The organism is Glaciimonas sp. OK215 (assembly GCF_057787885.1).
The window spans coordinates 4,535,309-4,557,734 of record NZ_CM173544.1; the positions used below are offsets into that span (position 1 = coordinate 4,535,309).

The 22,426-nt window shown below is 56.5% G+C and carries 19 protein-coding genes and 1 pseudogene; 6 read left to right on the plus strand and 14 right to left on the minus strand.

Annotation, left to right across the window (positions count from 1 at the left end):
• Positions 1-132: 132 nt before the first annotated feature.
• The 11 genes from AC3CHX_RS20985 to kdpF form a co-directional block, all read right to left on the minus strand.
• Positions 133-1,491 (minus strand): ATP-binding cassette domain-containing protein, encoded by a 1,359-nt coding sequence (locus AC3CHX_RS20985; protein ID WP_488629934.1) that lies wholly within the window; start codon positions 1,489-1,491, stop codon positions 133-135.
• 49 nt (positions 1,492-1,540) lie between these two features.
• Positions 1,541-2,422: an aKG-HExxH-type peptide beta-hydroxylase gene (locus AC3CHX_RS20990; protein WP_488629935.1), complete on the minus strand. Its 882-nt coding sequence runs from the start codon at positions 2,420-2,422 to the stop codon at positions 1,541-1,543.
• Between the two features lie 90 nt (positions 2,423-2,512).
• The gene (locus AC3CHX_RS20995; protein ID WP_488629936.1) at positions 2,513-2,713 is read right to left on the minus strand and encodes a hypothetical protein; all 201 of its coding nucleotides are present in this window, start codon (positions 2,711-2,713) and stop codon (positions 2,513-2,515) included.
• Between the two features lie 160 nt (positions 2,714-2,873).
• Positions 2,874-3,494 (minus strand): helix-turn-helix transcriptional regulator, encoded by a 621-nt coding sequence (locus tag AC3CHX_RS21000; RefSeq protein ID WP_488629937.1) that lies wholly within the window; start codon positions 3,492-3,494, stop codon positions 2,874-2,876.
• A 250-nt stretch (positions 3,495-3,744) separates the two neighbouring features.
• On the minus strand, positions 3,745-4,509 hold the full coding sequence (locus AC3CHX_RS21005; protein WP_488629938.1) for an alpha/beta hydrolase: 765 nt from the start codon (positions 4,507-4,509) through the stop codon (positions 3,745-3,747).
• A complete protein-coding gene (kdpE, locus tag AC3CHX_RS21010) occupies positions 4,506-5,204 on the minus strand; it encodes a two-component system response regulator KdpE (RefSeq protein ID WP_488629939.1) in 699 nt (232 codons plus the stop codon). Before kdpE ends, AC3CHX_RS21005 begins: the two co-directional genes overlap by 4 nt.
• Positions 5,205-5,214: 10 nt before the next feature.
• Positions 5,215-7,980, minus strand: coding sequence for a two-component system sensor histidine kinase KdpD (gene kdpD, locus AC3CHX_RS21015; protein WP_488629940.1), 2,766 nt, complete (start codon positions 7,978-7,980; stop codon positions 5,215-5,217).
• A 76-nt stretch (positions 7,981-8,056) separates the two neighbouring features.
• Positions 8,057-8,653, minus strand: a complete 597-nt coding sequence (gene kdpC, locus AC3CHX_RS21020; RefSeq protein ID WP_488629941.1) for a potassium-transporting ATPase subunit KdpC — start codon at positions 8,651-8,653, stop codon at positions 8,057-8,059.
• Positions 8,654-8,663: 10 nt separating this feature from the next.
• On the minus strand, positions 8,664-10,808 hold the full coding sequence (gene kdpB, locus AC3CHX_RS21025) for a potassium-transporting ATPase subunit KdpB (protein ID WP_488629942.1): 2,145 nt from the start codon (positions 10,806-10,808) through the stop codon (positions 8,664-8,666).
• Positions 10,809-10,822: 14 nt separating this feature from the next.
• Positions 10,823-12,643, minus strand: a complete 1,821-nt coding sequence (gene kdpA, locus AC3CHX_RS21030; RefSeq protein ID WP_488629943.1) for a potassium-transporting ATPase subunit KdpA — start codon at positions 12,641-12,643, stop codon at positions 10,823-10,825.
• Positions 12,643-12,732, minus strand: a complete 90-nt coding sequence (kdpF, locus tag AC3CHX_RS21035) for a K(+)-transporting ATPase subunit F (RefSeq protein WP_488629944.1) — start codon at positions 12,730-12,732, stop codon at positions 12,643-12,645. Before kdpF ends, kdpA begins: the two co-directional genes overlap by 1 nt.
• Before the next feature lie 321 nt (positions 12,733-13,053).
• On the opposite strand from kdpF, the gene AC3CHX_RS21040 reads away from it, so the two are divergent.
• Positions 13,054-15,222: an FUSC family membrane protein gene (locus AC3CHX_RS21040; protein WP_488629945.1), complete on the plus strand. Its 2,169-nt coding sequence runs from the start codon at positions 13,054-13,056 to the stop codon at positions 15,220-15,222.
• Between the two features lie 30 nt (positions 15,223-15,252).
• Here the strand turns inward: AC3CHX_RS21040 and AC3CHX_RS21045 are convergent, their stop codons facing one another.
• Positions 15,253-16,206, minus strand: coding sequence for an SMP-30/gluconolactonase/LRE family protein (locus AC3CHX_RS21045; RefSeq protein WP_488629946.1), 954 nt, complete (start codon positions 16,204-16,206; stop codon positions 15,253-15,255).
• 233 nt (positions 16,207-16,439) lie between these two features.
• On the opposite strand from AC3CHX_RS21045, the gene AC3CHX_RS21050 reads away from it, so the two are divergent.
• Positions 16,440-17,381: a LysR family transcriptional regulator gene (locus tag AC3CHX_RS21050; protein ID WP_488629947.1), complete on the plus strand. Its 942-nt coding sequence runs from the start codon at positions 16,440-16,442 to the stop codon at positions 17,379-17,381.
• 15 nt (positions 17,382-17,396) lie between these two features.
• Here AC3CHX_RS21050 and AC3CHX_RS21055 read toward each other — a convergent pair whose 3' ends face one another.
• A complete protein-coding gene (locus AC3CHX_RS21055) occupies positions 17,397-18,320 on the minus strand; it encodes a GlxA family transcriptional regulator (protein WP_488629948.1) in 924 nt (307 codons plus the stop codon).
• Between the two features lie 140 nt (positions 18,321-18,460).
• On the opposite strand from AC3CHX_RS21055, the gene AC3CHX_RS21060 reads away from it, so the two are divergent.
• Positions 18,461-19,243 (plus strand): MBL fold metallo-hydrolase, encoded by a 783-nt coding sequence (locus tag AC3CHX_RS21060; RefSeq protein ID WP_488629949.1) that lies wholly within the window; start codon positions 18,461-18,463, stop codon positions 19,241-19,243.
• Between the two features lie 98 nt (positions 19,244-19,341).
• Here AC3CHX_RS21060 and AC3CHX_RS21065 read toward each other — a convergent pair whose 3' ends face one another.
• Complete coding sequence (locus AC3CHX_RS21065) at positions 19,342-20,259, minus strand: LysR family transcriptional regulator (RefSeq protein ID WP_488629950.1); 918 nt, start codon at positions 20,257-20,259, stop codon at positions 19,342-19,344.
• A gap of 174 nt (positions 20,260-20,433) precedes the next feature.
• Here AC3CHX_RS21065 and AC3CHX_RS21070 point away from each other — a divergent pair, with 174 nt between their 5' ends.
• The 3 genes and pseudogenes from AC3CHX_RS21070 to AC3CHX_RS21080 all read left to right on the plus strand — a co-directional run bounded on the left by AC3CHX_RS21070 (position 20,434) and on the right by AC3CHX_RS21080 (position 22,069).
• Positions 20,434-21,180: an SDR family NAD(P)-dependent oxidoreductase gene (locus AC3CHX_RS21070; RefSeq protein WP_488629951.1), complete on the plus strand. Its 747-nt coding sequence runs from the start codon at positions 20,434-20,436 to the stop codon at positions 21,178-21,180.
• A 164-nt stretch (positions 21,181-21,344) separates the two neighbouring features.
• Positions 21,345-21,677 (plus strand): annotated as a pseudogene (locus tag AC3CHX_RS21075) (SDR family NAD(P)-dependent oxidoreductase); the annotation flags it as partial.
• 8 nt (positions 21,678-21,685) lie between these two features.
• Positions 21,686-22,069: a DUF427 domain-containing protein gene (locus AC3CHX_RS21080; protein ID WP_488629952.1), complete on the plus strand. Its 384-nt coding sequence runs from the start codon at positions 21,686-21,688 to the stop codon at positions 22,067-22,069.
• Positions 22,070-22,426: the final 357 nt, after the last annotated feature.

Consider the following 22,426-nt stretch of genomic DNA (forward strand, 5'->3'; position numbering starts at 1 on the left):
CGCTATTTTAACCAATTGAAACGAGATGGGGCGGATGGAAGTGACGTCGCCCAATCCTTTAATCCTGCGAGCGCGCATGACTGACGAACGGAATAGTTGCTCAGGCCTCGTTTGAGCGCGCTCTATAGTTCGTTAGTGCCTGATCTCTACAATTACCTGATGATTTGCAAGCTCGTCAAGAGACCGGTCAATCATCTGAACATTGTCCGTGTCCAAATTGGCGTCCCACTCATCCAAAAGCAGGTATTTGGCACCCTCTATTTCAGATACTTCGTTGAGTATTTTCAGCACTCTTTGTCCTGTTGATAAATCTTTATAATTCGACTGCCAGCAGAGGCCATTAAGATTTGCCGGCAGCAGTAGAGCATCGCCGCCCAGCGCTTTTTTCAGTTCCAGAAGAAATGTCGATTTTCCCGAACCATTGATCCCGCGGATTGTAAAGCGGCCGCATTCCTGCCCTTTGATTTTTTCAACCTCTACGTCGTAGCGGCTAACGACGGCGCCATTGATTGCAATCGTCCCATACGGATTTGAAGATGCCAATATCTCAGCCTTCGATGATTCATGCATATCAAAGAGAATGGCGATACGCGCATTCATTGCGGACCAGTCCAATGTTTGGTAAATCAGCGCGCTAAGCGAATTCAAAATATGAAAAATACGCGTCAAATTGACGATAACCGCTGCAGCCAGTGCAGCATCGACTGCATCGCCGGCAAACAAATGATAGATCAGATAGCATGTCGGAATAAGTCCTGCCAATCCAAGCAACAGATTTCCCAATTGCAGAACGGCCGAAAGTTTATTCGATGCCGCGTAGTAATTTTTTGCAAAATAATTTTTATTTTTTTCCCAAGCCAGGAAATTATGGATATTTCCAAGCACAACATTATCCCAGATACGTCCCAGACAGTCGCCATATGGAACGAGCTGATTCTCGCTATCAATCGCACATTTCTGGATTGGTCCTTTCAACACAAAAATAATCGCCACGCTCAAGCATAAACTGATGGCATAACCAACTGCCAGATTCACAGGCAGCAGAAAACCAATAACGATCATGCTTAAGGCGCTATTAAGAGAAAATGTAATAAAATTGTGAATGAACGAGATATAGCCGGAAATAATTTCGAATGAATTTCTCGACAGCATCGATTCGATGTTTTCTTTGCCTTTATTATTACGGTAAATATCAGTTTTTCCGAATATAATTTTTGAAAACCAGTTTGTATATCTTTTGTGCGCCCTATTTATCCAATGTTCCAAAGCCACAAATGACAAACAACCCGGTATAAATGGAATAATCATTGATAAAATATACAAAATAAAATATATTTTGAACGCGTCACCGGATTGCTGATAGTCGATTAATCGAGTAAGAAAAAATGCCGACGATGCTATCAAAGATTGATGTATAACAATTAATATGATTGTCACCAGGGCAACTGGATCAAATAATAATATTTTCCACCGATTAATATTTTTCTTCATAGATAAATTATTTTTACAAATTAATTTTTAAACCGTTGGTAAGGGAAGTTTATTTTGCGTCGATCGCATCGACTTGGGATTTAACGTTATTCAAGATATCTATAGCACGCGGCTTTAGCAATGCATTACCCTTCAACATTTCCCGCTCAACAACTTCCTGGATCGAATTCACCGAGGATTTGATCTGCATAAATAAGCACTCCGATGGCGGGTGTACACGCGGCATGGCTGGATGCCCTAGAAATCTGCATCGAAATTGAAAAATCTCAAGCGCTACGACAATGCTATGCAGCACCTTGTCCACTGGACGTTGAACATTAAGAATCGCAGAGCATGCCCAATTCGATTTATTCAATATTAGGTCGTAATCGTAATGTTGATGACATAGCTCATCCATGAACATCGTATGATGGGTCATCTCATGTACTAGAAATTCGACTACATCATTGATAGGGTAGACTAACTTCGGGTTAGCCCATATGACCCCGAGCGCCGCACTTGTTGAACCACCACGGGCCTTGTGCGAAGGCATGATAAACACATCCGTAATTATCAAATCAAACAGCATTCTATGCTCATAAGAATATTTACCCATTTCTTCGATTGCTCTTGATATCAGGTCTTTTTTTTGCTCTGCATCCTTTTCTTCGGTAATCGATATCACACTCTCCTGTTGCATATCGTCCAGCAATGTCAATGCATCCGCCTGCATCGCCTTACAGAATTCCTGAGACTTTTTGAAATTTGAAATAATATTAACCTGACCAACTAAACCACAAGGTTTTCTATTTTTTTCCATTTCTAAGTATCGGTGAAACGCAGAACCTAGTGATGTGATATCGGTATTTTTTTTTAAAGTTATATGATCGCTCTGAATAGTGAGAGTAAAGATATTTTTTATTAACGCCTTCATTCCAATTTGCGAAATCACAATTACCCTCCTTCTGCCTATTAAAAATGAGTGCATATATTCTATATGCACTCTGATTCGCGTTTGAGGACGCTATTTCATGTAGTCAAATTATTGGGAGACGCCTTCTTGCATGTCGTCAAAAGAGATCATTCGTAATGGGAGAGGTCCTCTACGCCTTTTCTGTGCCTCAATTTTTATTAGTGCTGCGTTTTTAATATCGTCTTTTGTTATTTCCAATGCAGCTGCTTTAATTATTGCATTGATGTCTACTATCTGTACTGGCGTATGCGCGATGGTTCTTGCAAACATAATTTTTCCTTTAAATGTATTAAATAATGTCAGATTATTACTTTTAAATAGAACACCACCAATTCATCTGAAATATTGCACATTAAGTTAACTATCGGTGGCGCCAAATAAGATTATTAAAAATTGGACAAAAAAGTAAGATGAAATTAGACACCTGACTTTAGTTACCATCGTTTTTAGCAGGTGCAACGCCACGGCTTTGATATCCGCATTCCTGCAATTTCATCGCCAGTTCCAGTCTTGACCTGGCGGACATCTGCCGCATGAGGGCGAACATGTAGTTCTTGACTGTGCCGTAGCTCAGATTGAGGGAATGCGCCATTTCCTTGTTGGAGTATCCCTGTAGCAACAGGTCGATCAGATCCTTCTGACGGTCTGTGAAGTTTGAAGAGGGTTCTACCGGTATCAGTGGCGTGTTTTTTTCCGTTCCAGGAAAATGTCGGCTCCTGGATACAAGTGCCTGTATGGCTTCAGTGATGCAACTGATGTGGTCGCTTTTCAAAATATAGCCATGCACGCCACACGTTCGGCAAAGGTCGATCGCAGTCTGGCTGTCTACGCCGAAAACGATGGTCGCTGGTATTTCGCCGGCAGGCATGTCGCGCTGACAGGAGATGAACGATTCAAGATCGGATTGCTCAAGCAGTAAAAGATCCGGTTTTACCGATGTAGCCGATTGCTTGTCGCTCCCACGCCTTTGTTTTAGCGCTTCCTGAATGCTGGATGCGGTGCCTATTTTCCAGGCCGGAAAATTTGCCCGGATCAATGCACTGAGGCCCAATGCCAGGAGCGGACTGCTGATGATGATTACGTTGTGCATATCAACCTCGACGAACGTGAATCACATTAGCAAATTCTTTTCTGCTTTTATATAAGAACAGTCTTAAATTTGAAATTCAGCTTGAAAAAAGACCGCGACTGGCACCTATGGAGGGATGCGGCCATTTCCGCATCCTGCAGTCTCCCGAGGCCATACGGCTTGCCGTCGACTTCGTATCGATGCATGAGGCGCGAGACGTAGGCCGGACAAATTAATTGGGACTTATCGGAGCAAGCGGATCGATAATCAAGCTCGCCAACACGGTCCTGAACGCAGGATCGCGCTCAGAAAACGCGGTGAGACTATGATCCAGATTGGGAAAATCAACGATCCGCGCACTCCGCATGGCAGCAGCGCTCTGCAGCAACCAGTCCGCAATTTGCGCCGGGATCACCTGGTCCGCTCCGCACCGTACGATCGTCAAACTTCCCCGGAAGTCATGCAAAAGGCCTGGCGCCAGAGCGTTACGCCAGCTTTGCGGACGCCGGATTGCCGCAGAAAATGCAGGGCCGAACGGCAGTTCGAACGCATCGCGGTCATACACGGCGCCGACCAGCAAAACCAAATGATCAATCCCGCTGGCTGGATCAGCCGCAATCCTGATCGCAATTTCACCGCTCATGCTAATTCCAACCAGAATGCGCCGCTTGGCTTGCGCATGCAGCTCCGCAGCCGGCGACAGATAAACCAGCGCGCTGCGCGCCTGCTCGAAACGCTTGCGCAGGGAGCTCGCCGAATTCGCACTGCTGTCACCATGACCGGAAAAATCAAACGCAGCACTGCCGCAGCCGCTCAATGCCAGTTGCTCTCGCAATGCGCGCACCCGCAGACGTGTGCTCTGTCCCGCGCCATGCAGAAACAGGCAACTGACTTGACCGTCTCGGGTCAGCGTATCGCCACGCAGCAGCTCGTCGCCGACGGCCATTTCAAATGCGGTGTCGAGCAGGCCCGCGCTTGTATCGTTATCGCTGCTCATGGCGACAGCATGATCCGGTAGCCAACGGCGGTTTCCGTCAGCAAATACTTCGGCTGGGCCGGATCGTCCTCCAGTTTCTGGCGCAAGTGGCCCATATAAATCCGCAGATAGTGGCCGCTTTCGGAATGCGATGGCCCCCATACTTCGCGCAACAATTGCGGGTTGGTCACCACCCGTCCGGCATTCGCCACCAGCACCGTCAGCAAGCGATATTCGGTCGGCGTCAGATGCACCTGCTGCTGTGCCTTGGTGACTTGGCGGGCCTGCTGATCCAGCGTCACATCGCCAAAACGGATCAAGCCATCGGCATCGACCAGGGGCTGATGCTGACGGCGTAGCGTTGCCCTCACCCGCGCCAGCAATTCGCCAACGCCAAACGGCTTGCTCAGATAATCGTCGGCACCGGCATCCAGCGCCTTGATTTTGTCGGTTTCGCTGACACGTGCCGACAAGACGATAATCGGCACCTTCGACCACGTTCTGACATCGAGAATGAAATCGATACCGTCGCCGTCCGGCAAGCCCAGGTCAAGAATGATCAGATCCGGCTTGCGGGTGCCGGTGTCGATCAGCCCTCTATGCATACTGTCGGCTTCATGGATTTGCCAGCCCTCGTCTTCCAGCGCCGCGCGGACGAAGCGGCGGATTTGCGGCTCGTCTTCGACCAGAATCGCTACCGGTTGTGATTGGCTCATGATGGCTGCTTTATAAGGATGGCTCTTCTTCCGGCTCAGGCATGCTGGGCGGCACCCCCAGCGGAATGGTAAAGGTAAATTCGGCGCCGCCTTGTGCGCCGCATTTGGCACGGATGGTGCCGCCATGGGCTTCGACTATCGCCCGGCAAATCGCCAATCCCAGGCCGACACCCGGCTTGGCCGACTCGCGCTCGCCACGCGTAAACTTGTCGAATATCGCCTCTTCCATACCGGCCGGAAGTCCGGGGCCGTGATCCAGCACGGTGACCGACAAAAAGCACCCTGTGACGGCTGCCGACAACACGATATTCGATGCCGGCGGCGGCGCGTATTTGGCGGCATTCTCCAGCAAATTGCACAGCACGCGTTCAATCAGCGCCGCATCGAAACGTACCAGCGGCAGATCGTGGGCGACATGCGTTTCGACAGTATGCGCTCCCAGTTGCGAAGCGCTGGCGCGCAAGGCGCTGCCGACTACCTCTTCGAACGGCTGCCATTGCAGATTCAGTTTGACTTCACCGCTTTGGATCCGCGCCATGTCCAGCAGATTCGTCACCAATGCACTCATGCGCAAGGTCTCGTCATGCAACGCCGTGGCGAGCGCCTGCTGCGCGCTGTGCAACGGCGGCTTGGCCAGCACCAGCGACTCCGACAAACCGATCAGTGCCGTCAAAGGCGTACGTAAGTCGTGCGACAACGCCGACAATAATGAATTACGCAAGCGCTCGGACTCCATCTTGATCAGTGCATCCTGCGCCACCTCGACGTAATGCACGCGCTCCAGCGCAATCGCCGCCAGCGCGGCAAACGTGTACAGCTGCTGTTGCTGTTCCGGGATCAAAATCCAGCGCCGGCTATGCGGCAGGATCGCCAGCACGCCGCGCGTGCGCATCGGCGCCACCAACGGCAAATACAGATAATTGCTGGCCGGCAGCGTATCGGTGCCAATGCCCGCGCTCTTGGCATTATCAAAGGCCCATTGCGCGATCCCGATATCCAGCGACTGATGGCTGCTATCGGCAGCTTCCTGCAGTCCGGCCAGTTGCAGGCGCCCTTCCATGTCCGGCACCAGCAACAGCGTCTGCGCATTGAAAGTGCGTTGTAGAAATTTGCGGCTGGTGTCGAATACCTGCTCGGTCTGCAACGCGCCGGACAGTTCGCGGGCGAATTCAAACAGCGCCCGCGAGCGCGTTTCGCGATACGAGGCAACCCGCGCCTGATAGCGCAAGCCGCTGGTCAAATGGGTGATGATCAGACCGACCGCCAGCATCACGCTGAACGTCAATAAATACTGAAAATCGCTGACCGCAAACGAAAACCGCGGCGGCACAAAAAAGAAATCGAATGAAGCAATACTCAGGAACGCCACCAGTATCGCCGGCCCCCGGCCGAAGCGAATCGCGATCAACACTTCGGCCAGCAAATACAGCATGATGATATTCGCCAGATCAAAGTAGCGCGCTATCGGTGTCGCCAGCGCCGTCACCAGTATGCAGACTCCAATCGCCCAGCCGTAGCCCCACGGACTGGAACCGCCCAATCGCTTGAACGGCTTCGGTGAGGAGCGCGTGGTTGGCGATGCGTCCTTGTCGACCGCACGGATCGACGGCTGGCCGATCTCGATCAGGTCGATATCCTTGGCATGCGCGGCGAGTCTGACCGCAAGATTGCCCTGCGCCGGCCAGAATGCCTGCCAGCGCCATGCTGCATAACGCTGACTGCGGCCGACGATGATTTTGGAAATGTTGTGGTTACGCGCAAAATCCGTAATTACCTGGGCGACATCCGCGCCCGCCAGCACCGCTGTGGTTGCCCCCAGATTCTGGGCCAGCTTGAGCGTTTCCAGGATTGCTTCGCGCCGCGCCGACGGCAGACGCTGCAGGCGCGGCGTCTCGACATAGACCGCGCGCCACTCGGTATTCAATTGCGTCGCCAGGCGTGCCGTGCTGCGAATCACGTGCTCGGCATCCGCTGTCGGACCGACGCAGGCCAGCAATGCAGCGTCGGTCTGCCACACCGTGCCGATGGATTTTTCTATCCGATACGCCTGGACGTCGCCCTGCAGCCGATCGGCGGTACGGCGCAACGCCAATTCACGCAACGCAATCAGATTGCCTTTGCGGAAAAAATTGCGTGACGCCCGTTCGGCTTGCGGCAGCTGATAGACTTTGCCAAGGCGCAAGCGCGCCAGCAGCTCGTCGGCGGGCACATCGACCTGCACCACTTCGTCGGCCGCATCAAACACGGTGTCGGGCAAGGTTTCGGCGACCCGAATACCGGTGATGCCACCGACCACATCATTGAGGCTCTCCAGATGCTGGACATTCAGCGTCGTAAACACGTCTATGCCAGCGCTTAATAATTCTTCGACGTCCTGCCAGCGCTTCGGATGACGTGAACCGGGCGCATTCGAGTGCGCCAGTTCATCCACCAATATCAACGACGGCTTGCGCTCCAGCGCGGCGTCGAGATCGAATTCGGGGAGTTGCTTGTCCCGATAAGCCACCTGTTTCAGCGGCAACACGGTTAAGCCGGTCAACAGCGCCGCGGTCTCGGCCCGGCCATGACTTTCAATGACACCGGCCAATACGTCGTGCCCTTCGGCATGCAGCTTGCGGGCTGCAAGCAGCATCGCATAGGTCTTGCCGACCCCGGCCGAGGCGCCGAAGTAAATCCGCAGCTTCCCGCGCGCAGCCAGATTCTGCTCGGTCTGCATGCGCGCCAGCAGTACATCCGGATCAGGACGTTGATCGCTATTGGGATAGTTGGAGGACATTATTGGAGGAAATGGCTATTCCGGGATAAGAGTTATCAATTGTAGAGGCAATCTGCAACGCCATGCAGCTAGCAGATTAGCGCTTGCTATCCAGCGCCAGATTGAGTTCCAGCACGTTGACCCGCGGCTCGCCGAAGAAGCCCATGCTGCGCGTCAACTGCTGCGCGTCTATCATGCCGCGCACCGCCTCGACCCGCAGTTTGCGTTCACGCGCAACCCGCTCAGCCTGGTAATAGGCGGCGGCCAGACTGATCTCGGGATCGAGACCACTGCCGGAGGCCGTCACCAGATCGACCGGGATCGGCAACGGATTGGATGGATCGGCTGCTTTCAGGGCTGCGATACGGCCTTTGACCGCATCGATCAAGGCCGGATTGCTCGGTCCCAGATTGGAGCCGCCGGACGAGGTCGCGTTGTATGGCATCGGGCTGGTGGCAGACAAACGTCCCCAGAAATATTTAGGCGCCGAAAACTCCTGCCCGATCAGGCGCGAGCCAAGCACTTTGCCATCCTGAACGATTAAGCTGCCGGCTGTCTTGTCGGCAAAAGCCAGCTTGCCGATACCGGTGACCACGAGCGGATACAACATCCCGCAAACCAGGGTCAGGCAGGCAAACAGCACCAGCGCCGGACGCAACAGAGGGGTAGACACAGTTGTAGATGGTGATGTCATTTCAAATCTCCTAAACCAGGTTGACGGCCGACAACAGCATGTCGATCAGTTTGATACCGACGAACGGCACGAGAATCCCGCCCAGGCCATAGATCAACAAGTTGCGGCGTAACAATGCGGCCGCGCCGACGGCGCGATACCTGACACCTTTCAGCGCCAGCGGAATCAGCGCCACGATGATTAATGCGTTAAAGATCACCGCGGACATGATGGCCGACGACGGGCTGGCCAGATGCATCACGTTCAGCGCAGCCAGCTGCGGATAGGTGGTGATGAAGGCGGCCGGAATGATGGCGAAATACTTGGCAATATCGTTCGAAATCGAGAACGTGGACAATGCACCGCGTGTCATCAGCATCTGCTTGCCGATCTCCACGATCTCCAGCAGCTTGGTCGGATTCGAATCCAGATCGACCATGTTGCCGGCTTCCTTGGCGGCCTGGGTGCCGCTATTCATCGCCACCGCAACGTCGGCTTGTGCCAGCGCCGGTGCATCATTGGTGCCGTCACCGGTCATCGCCACCAGGCGGCCTTCGGACTGATACGAACGAATCAGTTTGAGTTTATCTTCCGGTGTCGCTTCGGCCAGGAAGTCGTCGACGCCGGCCTCAGCGGCAATGGCTGCCGCGGTCAGGCGATTGTCGCCGGTGATCATCACGGTCTTGATGCCCATCCGGCGCAACTCGGCAAAGCGCTCTTTGATGCCGCCTTTCACGATGTCCTTGAGTTCCACCACGCCCATCACCACGCCGCCATCCACCACCACCAGCGGCGTGCTGCCGCGCCGGGCGACGTCATCGACGCTGCGCGCGACTTCTGGAGGAAACGGCTGGCCGAGTAACTCGACATATTGCTTCAATGCCTCTGAAGAACCCTTGCGGATCGCGCGCTCGCCGATGTCCACGCCGCTCATCCGGGTTTGTGCCGTGAACGGTACGAACACGGGATGCAGCGTACTCATCACGCGTTCCCGGATGTTGAAGCGCTGCTTCGCCAACACCACGATGCTGCGGCCTTCCGGTGTTTCGTCCGCCAGCGATGCCAATTGGGCGACGTCGGCCAGATGCTGCTCGCTGACTCCGGGTGCCGGAATGAAGGTGGAAGCCTGGCGATTCCCCAGCGTGATGGTGCCAGTCTTGTCCAGCAACAGCACGTCGACGTCACCGGCGGCTTCTACCGCACGGCCCGATGTGGCAATCACATTGGCCTGCATCATGCGGCTCATGCCGGCGACACCGATGGCTGACAGCAAACCGCCGATCGTCGTCGGGATCAGACACACCAGCAATGCGACCAGTACCGTAATCGTGATCGGCGTGCCGACTTTAGCCGCAGACACACTGAACAACGAGAACGGCAACAGCGTCACGGTGACCAGCAGGAACACGATGGTCAGCGCCACCAGCAGAATCGTCAGCGCGATTTCGTTGGGTGTCTTTTGCCGTTTCGCGCTCTCGACCATGGCGATCATGCGATCCAGGAACGCTTCGCCCGGATTCACGGAAACACGTACCACCAGCCAGTCGGACAAGACCCGGGTACCGCCGGTGACGGCAGAAAAGTCACCGCCGGATTCACGAATCACCGGCGCAGACTCGCCGGTAATCGCGCTTTCATCGACCGATGCCACGCCTTCGATGACTTCGCCATCGACCGGCACCACATCGCCGGCTTCGATCAGCACGACGTCGCCCTTGCGCAAGTCACTGCCGGACACCGCTATCCACTTGCTGTCGGCGCCGTTTTTACTGGTCGCGCTATTCAGCTTTTTAGCCGTAACGGTTTGCTTCAGCGCCCGTAACGACTCGGCCTGCGCCTTGCTGCGGCCTTCTGCCAGGGCCTCGGCAAAATTGGCGAACAGGACGGTGAACCAGAGCCAGATCGAGATACCCAGAATGAAACCGGGACTGGCTTCACCCTTGCCGAACCAGGCTTGAAAAAACAGCAGCGTGGTCAGAATACTGCCGACATACACCACGAACATGACAGGGTTGCGCAACTGTGTGCGCGGCGTCAGTTTCTGGAACGATGCGACGATCGCCGGACCAAGCAGCGCCGAATCGAACAGCGTCAGTTTGCTACGAGCGCTGCTGGAAGACAGGGTGTTCCCCTCTTCAAGCAACGGCAATTTGGTGCTAGAACTGTTGGAAGACATGATGTTCCTTGTTATCAGTTTGCCAGCGCTGGTGCGGCAAGAATTTGCAGATGTTCGACCACCGGACCCAAGGCCAGCGACGGCACGTAGTTGAGGACCCCGACCAGTACAACGACACCGATCAGCAGCACGACAAACAAGGGACCGTGGGTCGGCATGGTGCCGGCATTCGGTTCCAGTCGTTTCTTGCCTGCCAGCGAACCGGCCATGGCGAGAATCGCGACGATGATCACATAGCGACCAAACCACATGGCAATGGCCAGCGCGACGTTGTAGAACGGTGTGTTGGCCGAGAGACCGGCGAACGCACTACCGTTATTGTTGGCGGCGGAGCTGAACGCGTACAGGATCTCGGAAAAGCCATGCGCGCCGGGGTTGGCAATCCCCGCGACACCGGCCGTGGCCATCACCGCGACGGCGGTCCCTCCGAGCACCAGCAATGGCACGGCAAGGATCGCAATCGCTGTCATCTTCATTTCAAACGACTGGATTTTCTTGCCCAGATATTCCGGTGTGCGGCCTATCATCAGACCGGCGATAAACACCGCCATGACGGCAAACACCAGCATGCCGTACAGGCCGGAGCCGACCCCGCCGAATACCACTTCGCCCATTTGGATCAAGGCCAGCGGCACCATGCCGCCAAGTGCGGTAAACGAATCGTGCATGGCATTCACCGCGCCGCACGAGGCCGCGGTCGTAATGGCGGCAAACAAGGCTGAAGCACTGATGCCGAAACGCGCTTCCTTGCCTTCCATATTCCCGCCGGGCTGCAACAGGCTGTGGGCCTGATCGATACCCAGCGCACTCATCCCGGGATGACCCTGCTGTTCGGCTACCATCACGACGACGGCCGCCACCACGAAGATAAGCGTCATCGCCGCCAGCACCGCCCAGCCCTGGCGGATGTCGCCGACCATGCGGCCGAATACGAAGCACAGTGCTGCCGGGATCAGGAAAATCGCCAGCATCTGCATGAAGTTCGACAACGGTGTCGGATTTTCGTACGGGTGGGCCGAGTTGGCATTGAAGAAGCCGCCGCCATTGGTACCGATCATCTTGATCGCCTCTTGCGACGCGACGGGTCCCATCGCCAGGGTTTGGGTCGGTGTAGTCAGTGTCTCCAGCACCGGCATGCCCTTGGCATCTTTGATCGGCTGACCATCGGCGCCGGCCTTCGGCTGCTGGTAGGTCAGGGATTGCAGCAGCGAGACGTCCTTGTAGGCGTCAAAATTCTGGATCACGCCCTGCCCCATCAACAGCACCGAAAACACCAGCGACAACGGCAGCAACAGATAGATGGTGGAGCGCGTCAGATCGCGCCAGAAGTTACCCAGCGATTGCGACGAGTGGCGCGAAAACCCGCGAATCAGTGCAAACGCCACGGCAATCGCGGTCGCCGCCGAAAAGAAGTTCTGCACCGCCAGCACCAGCATCTGGGTCAGATAGCTCATGCTGCTTTCGCCGGTGTAGCCCTGCCAGTTGGTATTGGTGATAAAACTGACAGCAGTATTGAAAGACGAATCTGTCGAGACATTCGGGAAATGCTGCGGATTCAGCGGCAGCCAGGCTTGCAGCCGCTGCAGCGCATACGTTGCGAGCCCACCGATCGTGTTAAAAACCAGCAAGGCCAGCGCATAACTCTTCCAGCCCATTTCGGCCTTGGGCGCGATGCCTGCCGAACGATACAGACCTTGCTCAAAGCGACCGAGCCAGCCCAGGCCGGGCACCGCATCGTCGCCGGCGACCCGGACAATAAATTTGGCGAGCGGATAACTCAGCGCCAGCAGGACGATCAAAAACGCCCCCAGCAGCAGCATCGATTGGGAAGTCATCAGAAATCCTCCGCGTTCAACAACGCCAATACCAGATACACCAGCAGCGCTATCGTGACGACCGCACCGAGTACATAAAACGGATTCATTGCCGTTCCTCCAGCTTTTTACAGCCCACCGCCAGGGCCCAGGTCACGGCAAAAAATGCCATGATCGCAGCGACAAACACACCGTCCATCAGCAAATCCATCATTACCCTCATGCAGGTTGTTTCGACAATGACAGGCTATCGGGAACATCCTAAAAATGGTGTAAAGACTATGGCGGCGGGTGTAAACAAAGTGTAAAAATGCTGTAAAAACATCGGGGAAATGCGCCTGCAGCATGGGTGTTTTGCCACAAGCCGAGTAACCGGCGCGATCAAACGCGGTACACTTTCAGCCTTGCCGTCATTGCCATAGAAACTACTCATGCACTACGCCCTGGATCTGCGCACGTTTATTTTCAGTCACTATTTCTATACGGGGTTGCGGATTGCTACCGGGGTCGTCGGACTGACCATGCTGGTGTTGCCGTTCACCGATCTGCCGACCGCGATGACGATTAGCATCGGCGCACTGTCGACCAGCCTGATGGACTTGCCGAGCCCATTGCGGCACAAGGTCAACGAGATGCTGTCGAGCGTCCTGCTGTGCTCGGCGGTGACGCTGATTATCAGCCTGTGCGCGCCATTTCAATGGCTGCTGAGCGGGATGCTGGTGCTGGTGACATTCCTGGCCTGCATGATGGTCGTGTACGGCAAGAAAGCCATGCCATTGCAGTTCGCCGCATTGTTCGCGATGACGCTGTCGATGGGCAACACGGCGTCCATCGCGGGAGCATTTCTGCACACCGGCGTGTTCCTGACCGGCGGCCTGGTGTACCTGGCCTACTCGATGGTGGTGTCGTGGTTCCTGCGGCACCGTATCAAACAGCAAATCCTGGCAGAGGCCTTGTTCGAACTGGCACGCTACCTCGACATCAAGGCCGATTTCTACGACATGCACGTCGACCTCGGGAACCAGTTCAATCGGCTGGTGCGACAGCAAATTGTGCTGGCCGACAAACAGCAGGCCTCGCGCGACCTGATTCTGCGCGGTCCGAAAAGCCAGCAGAATGCGATTCTGGTACAGGTCCATTTCGGCATGTTCGATCTGTACGAACACATCCTTTCCACGCACACCGACTACACCGAACTGCGCCACCATTTTGCCGATGCCGAGATCCTGACGTATTTGCGCGACCTGATCAACAAGGCCGCCAAGGATATCGAAACCATCGCCTATGCCATCACCCGCAAGCGCGCCTCTTTCCCGACCATCAGCTACAAGGCCGAATTGCGCGCGGTTGAAGTCGAATTGCAGCAGCTGCAGCAAGATAGCCTGGCTGGAAAAATGCCGGAACAAGCGATGGACCTGTTGCGCGCCACCTACAACAAGATCCGCGACACCGTCGACATGATAGGTGAATTGCACCGCGCCACGCAGAGCCCGAAAGGCGAACTGCCGGAAATGCTGGGAGCGGACATGACGCCGTTCCTGACGCAGCAGAAGTATCAGCTGGGCGTGCTGATCTCGAATTTGCGCTGGCAATCGCCGGTCTTTCGTTTTGCATTGCGGGTGGCGATGGCGATCGCAGTCGGTTTGCTGGTCGCAGAACATCTGCCGTATGCCTCGCATGGCTACTGGATCGTGCTGACGATTGCGATCATCCTGAAGCCCAGTTTCAGTCAGACCAAGCAACGCCGCGGCGACCGTCTGCTCGGCACCCTGATCGGTTGCGTAGCGACCGCGCTGATCCTGCACTTCATCCACGAACCGATTGCCCTGCTCGGCTTCCTGTTTCTGGCAACCGTGGCCGCACCCGCGTTCATTTACGTCAAATATCGCTATACCGCGATTGCCGCCAGCATGCAGATACTGCTGCAGATCAATCTGTTGATTCCCAGCAGCGGCCATGTGATTGGCGAACGCCTGATCGATACCATCATCGGCGCCACCATCGCTACCGCATTCAGCTTTGTGCTGCCGAGCTGGGAATATCGCGCGCTACCGCAACTGATCCGGCGCGTACTGCTTAGCAATCAGCGTTACCTGGAAGCGGCCAGCAATTTGCTGCAGGGAAAAACGCCCGACGATTTTATTTACCGGGTCTGCCGCAAGCGCTTTCTCGATAGCATTGCCGATCTGGTCTCGACCCTGGTCAGAATGCTGGATGAGCCCGCCAGCAAACACCGCGCGACCGAGGAGCTGAACCAATTCGTGGTGCAGAATTATCTGGTGATGGCGCATGTGGCGGCGCTGCGCCTGCTGCTGAGACGCCATCAGGAAGGCTTGCCGAGACCGGCGGTCAATGTGTTGTTGCAACAGGCAACCCGGCACGTCTGCGGATCGTTGACACACGCCGAACAGGTACTGAATCCGAAGGCCCCTCCGTCATCGGCGGCAAAGCAGTGCGGGCCAGCCGACGTCGGCGACGGGATTTCGGAGACTGGTTTATGGTCCGGCTGGTGGCCGCTGCAGCGGCGCATCGACATGCTGTATCAGGATGCCGACAAGATCTCGATACGCAGCGCCGACATCGGCCGCATTCTGAATTGACTTCCTATTGCATCATCGTTGTTACTGTTGTTAAGCGCCAAAACGGACTTCCGGCAAACCGCGCACATCCTCCAGCCGAACGCTGAAGACCGCACCGGCGTGCGGCTCTGCCTGCAATGCTTCGGCAGATAAATCTTCCCGCGCAGTGGTGACAAACAAGGTAGCAAATCCGGCGCCGCCGAACGCCACGCAACTCGGTTGAGATACCGGTAGCGCGACGATCCGGTCGATGCTGCCGTCAGGCGCAAAGCGGACTACCCGGGAGCCGCCCCACTGCGCATTCCACAAGCCGCCTGCGCTATCGATGGCGGAACCGTCGGGCGATCCCGGCTGATCGCGCAAGTCCGCGAACAGGCGGTCGCGACTGCAGGCGGGCACCGCAGCCGCACTATCCGATGACGCGTAGTCACAGCAGCGGATGGTGTTGCTGAGCGTATCGCAGTAATACATCGTCGCGCCGTCCGGGCTAAAACAGATGCTGTTGCTGATCGCCACCGACGCCAGCGGCAAGCGCTCCAGCGTCAAATCGGTATTCAGGCGATAGAAGCTGCAATGCGCAGCGCGCTCCGGCGCATCGGTTTTGGTACCGAATACGAACCGCCCCTGACGGTCGCAGCGCCCGTCATTGACGCGGGTGGCGGACAACCCGGCCTCGACCGCGACAATCGGCGTTAGCGCGCCGCTGGAAAAATCAAACCAGGCCAGTTGCGATGCCAGCCCCAACAGCAAGCGGTCATCGTCCACAGTGAGCGCAAAAGTTGCCAGCGGTTCCGGCATCGCCCAACTGTGCGTCTCACCGCTGGCTGGCGTATGACACCATAAGCGCGCTGCCAGGATATCGGTCCACAACAAGCGCCCGCTGCGCTCACACCACAGCACGCCTTCGCCGAGTAAATGCCGGCCGTCCACCAGCAATTTTGCCGTCGTCGGCTTGCTGACAGTCAGAGCGGGATCGCCGGCAGCAGTATTGGTCGGGCTGGTCATGCGGTTTTATCCTTTGAGGTAAATCGACGATGCAGGCACTGCTGCGCAAGAACTGACGGCAGACGCTGGATCGGATGCGCCGGTCGGCGCGAGGTGTGGCCGAGCATTACAGACACATGGTAGAGCGTCGTCCGATATCTTTCAAATGAATCTTTACGCCACTTCAATACCGGATTTGGTATCATTTTCCGGGACTTCGCACAACCACAATCAAACTACAACCCGGGACAAACATGTCAAACAGCGACAACAACTGGTTTCTCCGCGCGCGCCTCAAGACTCGCCAGCTCTTGCTACTGATTGCGCTGGACGAAGAGCGCAATATCCATCGGGCCGCCGAAGCATTGAACATGACGCAACCCGCCGCTTCCAAGCAATTGAAAGATCTGGAAGACATGCTCGACGTGCAGCTGTTCGAACGCCTGCCGCGCGGCATGCGCCCGACCATTTATGGCGACGCGATGATTCGCCATTCCCGCATGGCGCTCACCAGCCTGTCGCAAGCGCATGATGACATCAGCGCGCTCAAATCCGGCCTGTCCGGGCAAGTCGATGTCGGCGCCATCCTGTCGCCCGGGATGACCCTGGTGCCAACAGCGATTGCGCGCGTCAAGCAGCAGTCGCCGAGGTTGCGCATCGGCATCGAAATCGAGAGCAGCAATATCCTGCTGGAACGCATGCAGCGCGGCTCGCTGGATTTCATGGTGGCACGCATCCTGGACCAGGAAGACAACCGCAACCTGGAATATGAAGAACTGGCGGATGAGCCGGTATGCGCAGTGGGCCGCATCGACCACCCGCTGCGCAATGTCTCGAATCTGCAGCTGAAGGATATCGCCGATGCCGGCTGGATACTGTCGCCGCCGGGCAGCATCCTGCGCCATCGCAGCGACATGATGTTTCACAAAAACGGCCTGCCGCCGCCCTCCAACGTCATCGACACGACCGCCGCGCTGGCCATCATCAGCCTGCTACAACAAACCGACTTCATACATGTGATGCCGGTCGAGGTATCGCGCTTCTATGCGCAATTGAATGTGCTGGCAATTCTACCGATCGACTTGCCCTGCAAGATGGACGGCTTCGGGATCATCACGCGACGCAATCAAATCCTGTCGCCGGGAGCGAAGATTTTGCAGCAGGCAATTCGTGAGGCGGCCAAGACTATTTATTAGCATGCAAAATTGTCCTCAGCTGCGCCCAAACGCTTGCCGGTACTCCGCTGGAGTAAGTGCGGTAAGCGCTTTGAACATGCGGCGCATGCTCGAGTCACTGCTAAAACCCAGCTCGGCACTGATCGTGCTGGCGGGCTCGGAAGTGAGAATAAGACGCTCGCTTGCCTGGTTGAGCTTGATCCGTCGCACATAGCTTGCAACCGACAACCCGGTCGCCGCAATGATTTTCCGTGCCAGGGTCCGTTCCGACGTATTCAGCTCTTGCGCCAGTCGTTGCACAGTCACTTCGGTCGCCGGAATTTGTTCCGCGACCGCATACAGCTTACGCAGCAGTCGATCCGGTTGTTCGATCAGGTTCATCGCCTGGAAGGCGTGGTGAGTGCGCTCGGGACGCGGCAATACCATTAGCTTGGTCAGATCGCGATAGGCTTCGGTACTCAGATACTTCTCTATCAACGCCTGGGCGATCGGCAAATAGCCGTTGACGCCGGATGCGGTAGCGCTACGCAGGTTGACAATACTCGTGCGCTCGCTTTGCCAGAGAACTTTTGGATGGCGCTGCCGCATGGTATCGGCCAGCCACCACGTGACCGTCGCTTTCTGTCCATTCAGCCTCCCGCTGGAAGCGAGTAAACAGACGCCGGTGCAGTAGCTCCACAGCATGACGCGGTTCTGCAATCCGGCCAGCACGGCGATTAAATTCGCATTGACCGAAAGCGCATTGGATACCTGTTGCGGCGATTCCGCCCAAAATCCGGGCACCAGTATGGCATCAAGATTGCTGCCCTGAATCGATCCGCCGGCTGCCAGCGATTGGCCGTGCGCACATTCAACGACGCCTGCTTGCGCCGCCACGAACAATGTCTCGAAGAGAGCCGCCCCCGTACGCCGATTCGCCGCATGCACAAGATCCGCAAGCGCGAACAGTCCTGCCGGCATGCAGCCTGGATACAGAAGTAAACCGATACGCAGAGCGGGCGGACGAGGCATGGCAGAAAATGATCGGTTTATGTCAATTTTTGCTATGTTACGCCCGCTAAAGAAGACGCACAATGCGCCATCCCTGGAACCAAGGAATCATGATGAAAATAACGCAGCTCCGCAATGCGACGGTCGTGCTTGAAATCGGCGCCTACCGGATTCTGGTTGATCCGATGCTGGCGCCAAAAGATGCATTGCCACCGTTAAGATTTCTGGGCCAACGGCAGCGCAATCCCATCGTTGGCTTACCCGTAGTGGCCGACGCCATGCTTGAATCGGTGACGCATTGTTTGATTACACATTGCCAGAAGGGGCACTTCGACCATCTCGACCGCGCGGGAAAGCAATGGCTGCGCACCAGACAGATTCCGGTTATCTGTACGCCGCATGATGCAGATCATCTGCGCCGACGCGGCCTGAACGTATGCCCGCTGCAGCAGGGCCACCAGCAGCCGCAAGCTTTCCTGGGCGGCCAGATCAGAACCGTCGCCTGTACGCATGGCAGGGGGTTGGTCGGGTTACTGATGGAACACGGCGTTGGCTACTTTATCGAAATACCGGGAGAACCAAGCCTGTACCTGTCCGGCGACACCATTCTGACGCCGGCCGTGCGTGATTTTGTCGCGCGCCATCAGCCGCAGATTTCCGTGGTCCCGGCCGGCGGGGCCAGATTTGACGTCGGGCATGAAATTATCATGGGCACCGGCGGAGTCATAGAGTTCACGCTGGCGTCCAGAGGCACGGTTATCGCCAACCACCTGGAGGCGCTCAGCCATTGCCCGGTGAAACGAACCGAACTGTCCGCCGCCGCCATTCATGCGGGCGTGCGAGACCGGCTATGGATACCCGAGGACGGAGAAACACTGGAATTGACTGCCTGATCTCGACACCGCGAAGCACCGCCTCCGGCCGGGCTACGTCATTTGCGAAAGGCTGGACTCGACCCGAAGCTGACAACCCAGCGGCCCTTGCTTGTTTCTTAGCTGGGTTCATCCTTTTTCCTTGTGATCAACGCGGCGCGCTCAGTCAATTCGTCTAGCCGAGATAGGAATAGCTTCAGGACGGGTGAGTTGTTCGTCTTGCTATAACCGACGGCTAGGTCGATCGTCGGCGCCTCGCCTTCCAGCGGACGGCTGACCACGGACCAGGGCAGCAGGTTCTTGGCATAGGCGGGCATCAGCGCCAGCCCGCGCGTGGAGGCGACCAGGGATATGGCCATCGCCATGTTGTCCACGCCGTGGTCGAACTTGATGTCCACTCCCGAGCGCCGCAGGTAATCCTCGGTGACGGCGCGCAACACCGCGGCCTTGTTGGAGCCGCCGATGAAGATCTCGCCGACGAGCTCACGCGGATGAATTGCTTGCTTGGCGGTGAGGCGATGGTCGCTCGGGATCAGGACGATGAGCTGCTCCCGGTCCACCACGTGGTACTCGAGGTCGTAGCCCGGCTCCACGCGCAGGAAAGCCAGGTCCAGCCGGCCGCGGGCGAGCGCTTCGGCGAGATCCGGCGAATAGTCACTGGAGACCCTGACCTCGATGTTCTTCAGTTCGTCGCGCAGCACATGCATCGCCTGCGGCAGCCAGTTCATCTCGTGCCCGGTTTGGAAGCCGATGGCGAACGTCTTCCTTGCCGGTTGCGCCGCCCTACGTGCCGCTTCGACCGCGGCATCGACCTGCATCAGCGCCAGGCGGGCGTGGTCGAGAAAGGCCTTGCCCGCAGCGGTCAGCTCGACGCCACGCGCGCCACGACGCAATAATTCGACCCCGACCTGATCTTCCAGGTCGCGGATCTGCCGGCTTAGGGACGGCTGTGAAGTGTGTAGCCGTCGCTCGGCTGCCTCCGTCAGGCTGCCCGCATCAGCAACGGCAATGAAATACCTTAGATGTCGCAACTCCATCGCAACCCCCATGCCTGGCAGGCATGCCATCCTGCTTATAAAGTCTTTTTCAAGCTTACCACAGGCTCCTAGACTTCTTCTGTGGCGCCATAATCGGGAGCGCCCCTAGCGTTCAAGCCGGTGTTGCCGGTCAGCTACGCATACATTTCAGTGATACCTCACAGGAGTTTAATCATGAACAAGCCCGTCGTCCTCATCACTGGTGCCCTGACCGGCATCGGTCGCGCCACCGCCTTTGCATTTGCCAAGAATGGCGCTCGTCTGGTTGTTTCCGGTCGCCATCCGGCTGAGGGTAAGGACCTCGAAGTCGAACTGCAGCGGCTCGGCGCGGAAGCCGTCTTCATCCAGAGTGATGTTCGCCGCGACGATGAAGTCAGCAACCTGGTCGAGAAGACCGTCGCACGGTTTGGCCGTCTCGATGTCGCGGTGAACAATGCCGGCACCGAAGGCCAGGTCGGGCCGATCACGGACCAGACTGCGGAAAGCTATGCGGCGACGTTCGACACGAATGTTCTCGGCGTGATCCTGAGCATGAAGCACGAAGTGCGCGTCATGCAAGGACACGGCAGCGGTAGCATTATCAACATCTCCTCGACCTACGGACACGAGGGTGCGGCGGGGGCCTCTGTCTATGTCGGCAGCAAGCACGCCGTCGAAGGCATCACCAAGTCGGTGGCGCTCGAGAACGCCAAGTCGGGAATCCGTGTGAACGGCGTGGCGCCTGGTCCTACGGACACTGGCATGTTGACCCGTTTTACGGGCTCGGCGGAGAACAAGGCGGCTCTGGTGACGGGTGTTCCGATGGGTCGCCTCGGCCTCTCGGAGGAGCTCGCCAACGCGATCGTCTTCCTCGCGTCGGACGAAGCTTCATTCATCACCGGCCATATCCTCAACGTCGACGGCGGTCACAGTGCGAACTGACCCTATTCGGGCGACCGGGATTGCGCGAGGGAGCCGGCTATTACGACCCACGCCCGAGCATCTCTGGCTCGCGGTCCTCTTCAGTCCGTCCGAGCCGGGCCAGGCGGCGTGAAAGGAGTTCCTGAAGCGGAAGAATCTTCGTCAGGAGATACGATCATGAATGCACTATCGAGGAAACCAGCGTCGAGGATTTCGACGCTCTCTTCGCAGTGAGCGTGCGCGCCCCGTACTTCCTCGTACAGCAACTGCTGCCAATCATGGGCAACGGCAGCAGTGTCGTACTGCTTTCGTCGCTCGCTGCGCACACCTCGGTTGGCATGCTGTCCGCCTACGCAGCTACCAAGGGCGCCATCGATACCCTGGTAAAGCATTTCGCCTCAGCCCTTGGGGAGCGCGGCATCCGAGTCAATGATGTTGCGCCGGGCGTGGTTCCGACCGATATGTCAAACTTCGCCAAGACGGAAGCGGGACAAGATTTCACATTGGGTATCAGGAGTAGAAGATCATGAACAGCAAGCCAATCAAGATTCCGGGGCCGGATCATCCGATCACCATCACGCAGACGAAAGGTAGGGTCACGGTCACCGTAAACGGCAAACGCCTCGCCGATACCCGCGAGGCCCTGACACTGAAGGAAGCGGCCTATCCCCCGGTGCAATACATCCCGCGCAAGGACGTCGATATGACGCAACTGCAACGGACCGCACACCAGACGTATTGTCCCTACAAGGGCGAGTGCGCCTATTACAGCATTCCTGCCGGCCGAGAACGCTCGGTCAACGCGGTCTGGAGCTACGAAGCTCCTTACGTCGCCGTATCGGCAATCCAGGAATACCTGGCGTTTTACCCGGACCGGGTCGACGCCATCGAGGTCGACAGCAAAGGCTGAACAGCCGTAACACAAACACATCAGATTGGCGATTCCCGGTCCGCTGTTACGCAATGACATTTGAACTCAGGGTGTCCGAATGTGGCCGGTTTGCGACGATAAGCACAAATACTAAAAAACAGCGCCGAACATACTTAACAGCACTCCCTTACCCCACGCGCACTTGATTTACTTCTTTCGGGCCACAGCCACCTGCAACTTGTGGCCGAAGCTGTCCTCATCTAATTGGTGCGCCAGCGCACAGACTGTGCCCGCCTTGGTATGTATTCTGTACAAACTAACAAGAAGTAATAGCAGCGATTCCGAACCGCCTGCAGCGGAGGAGGCCAAGTTTGCAAAGCGACGTCCTAAGACATT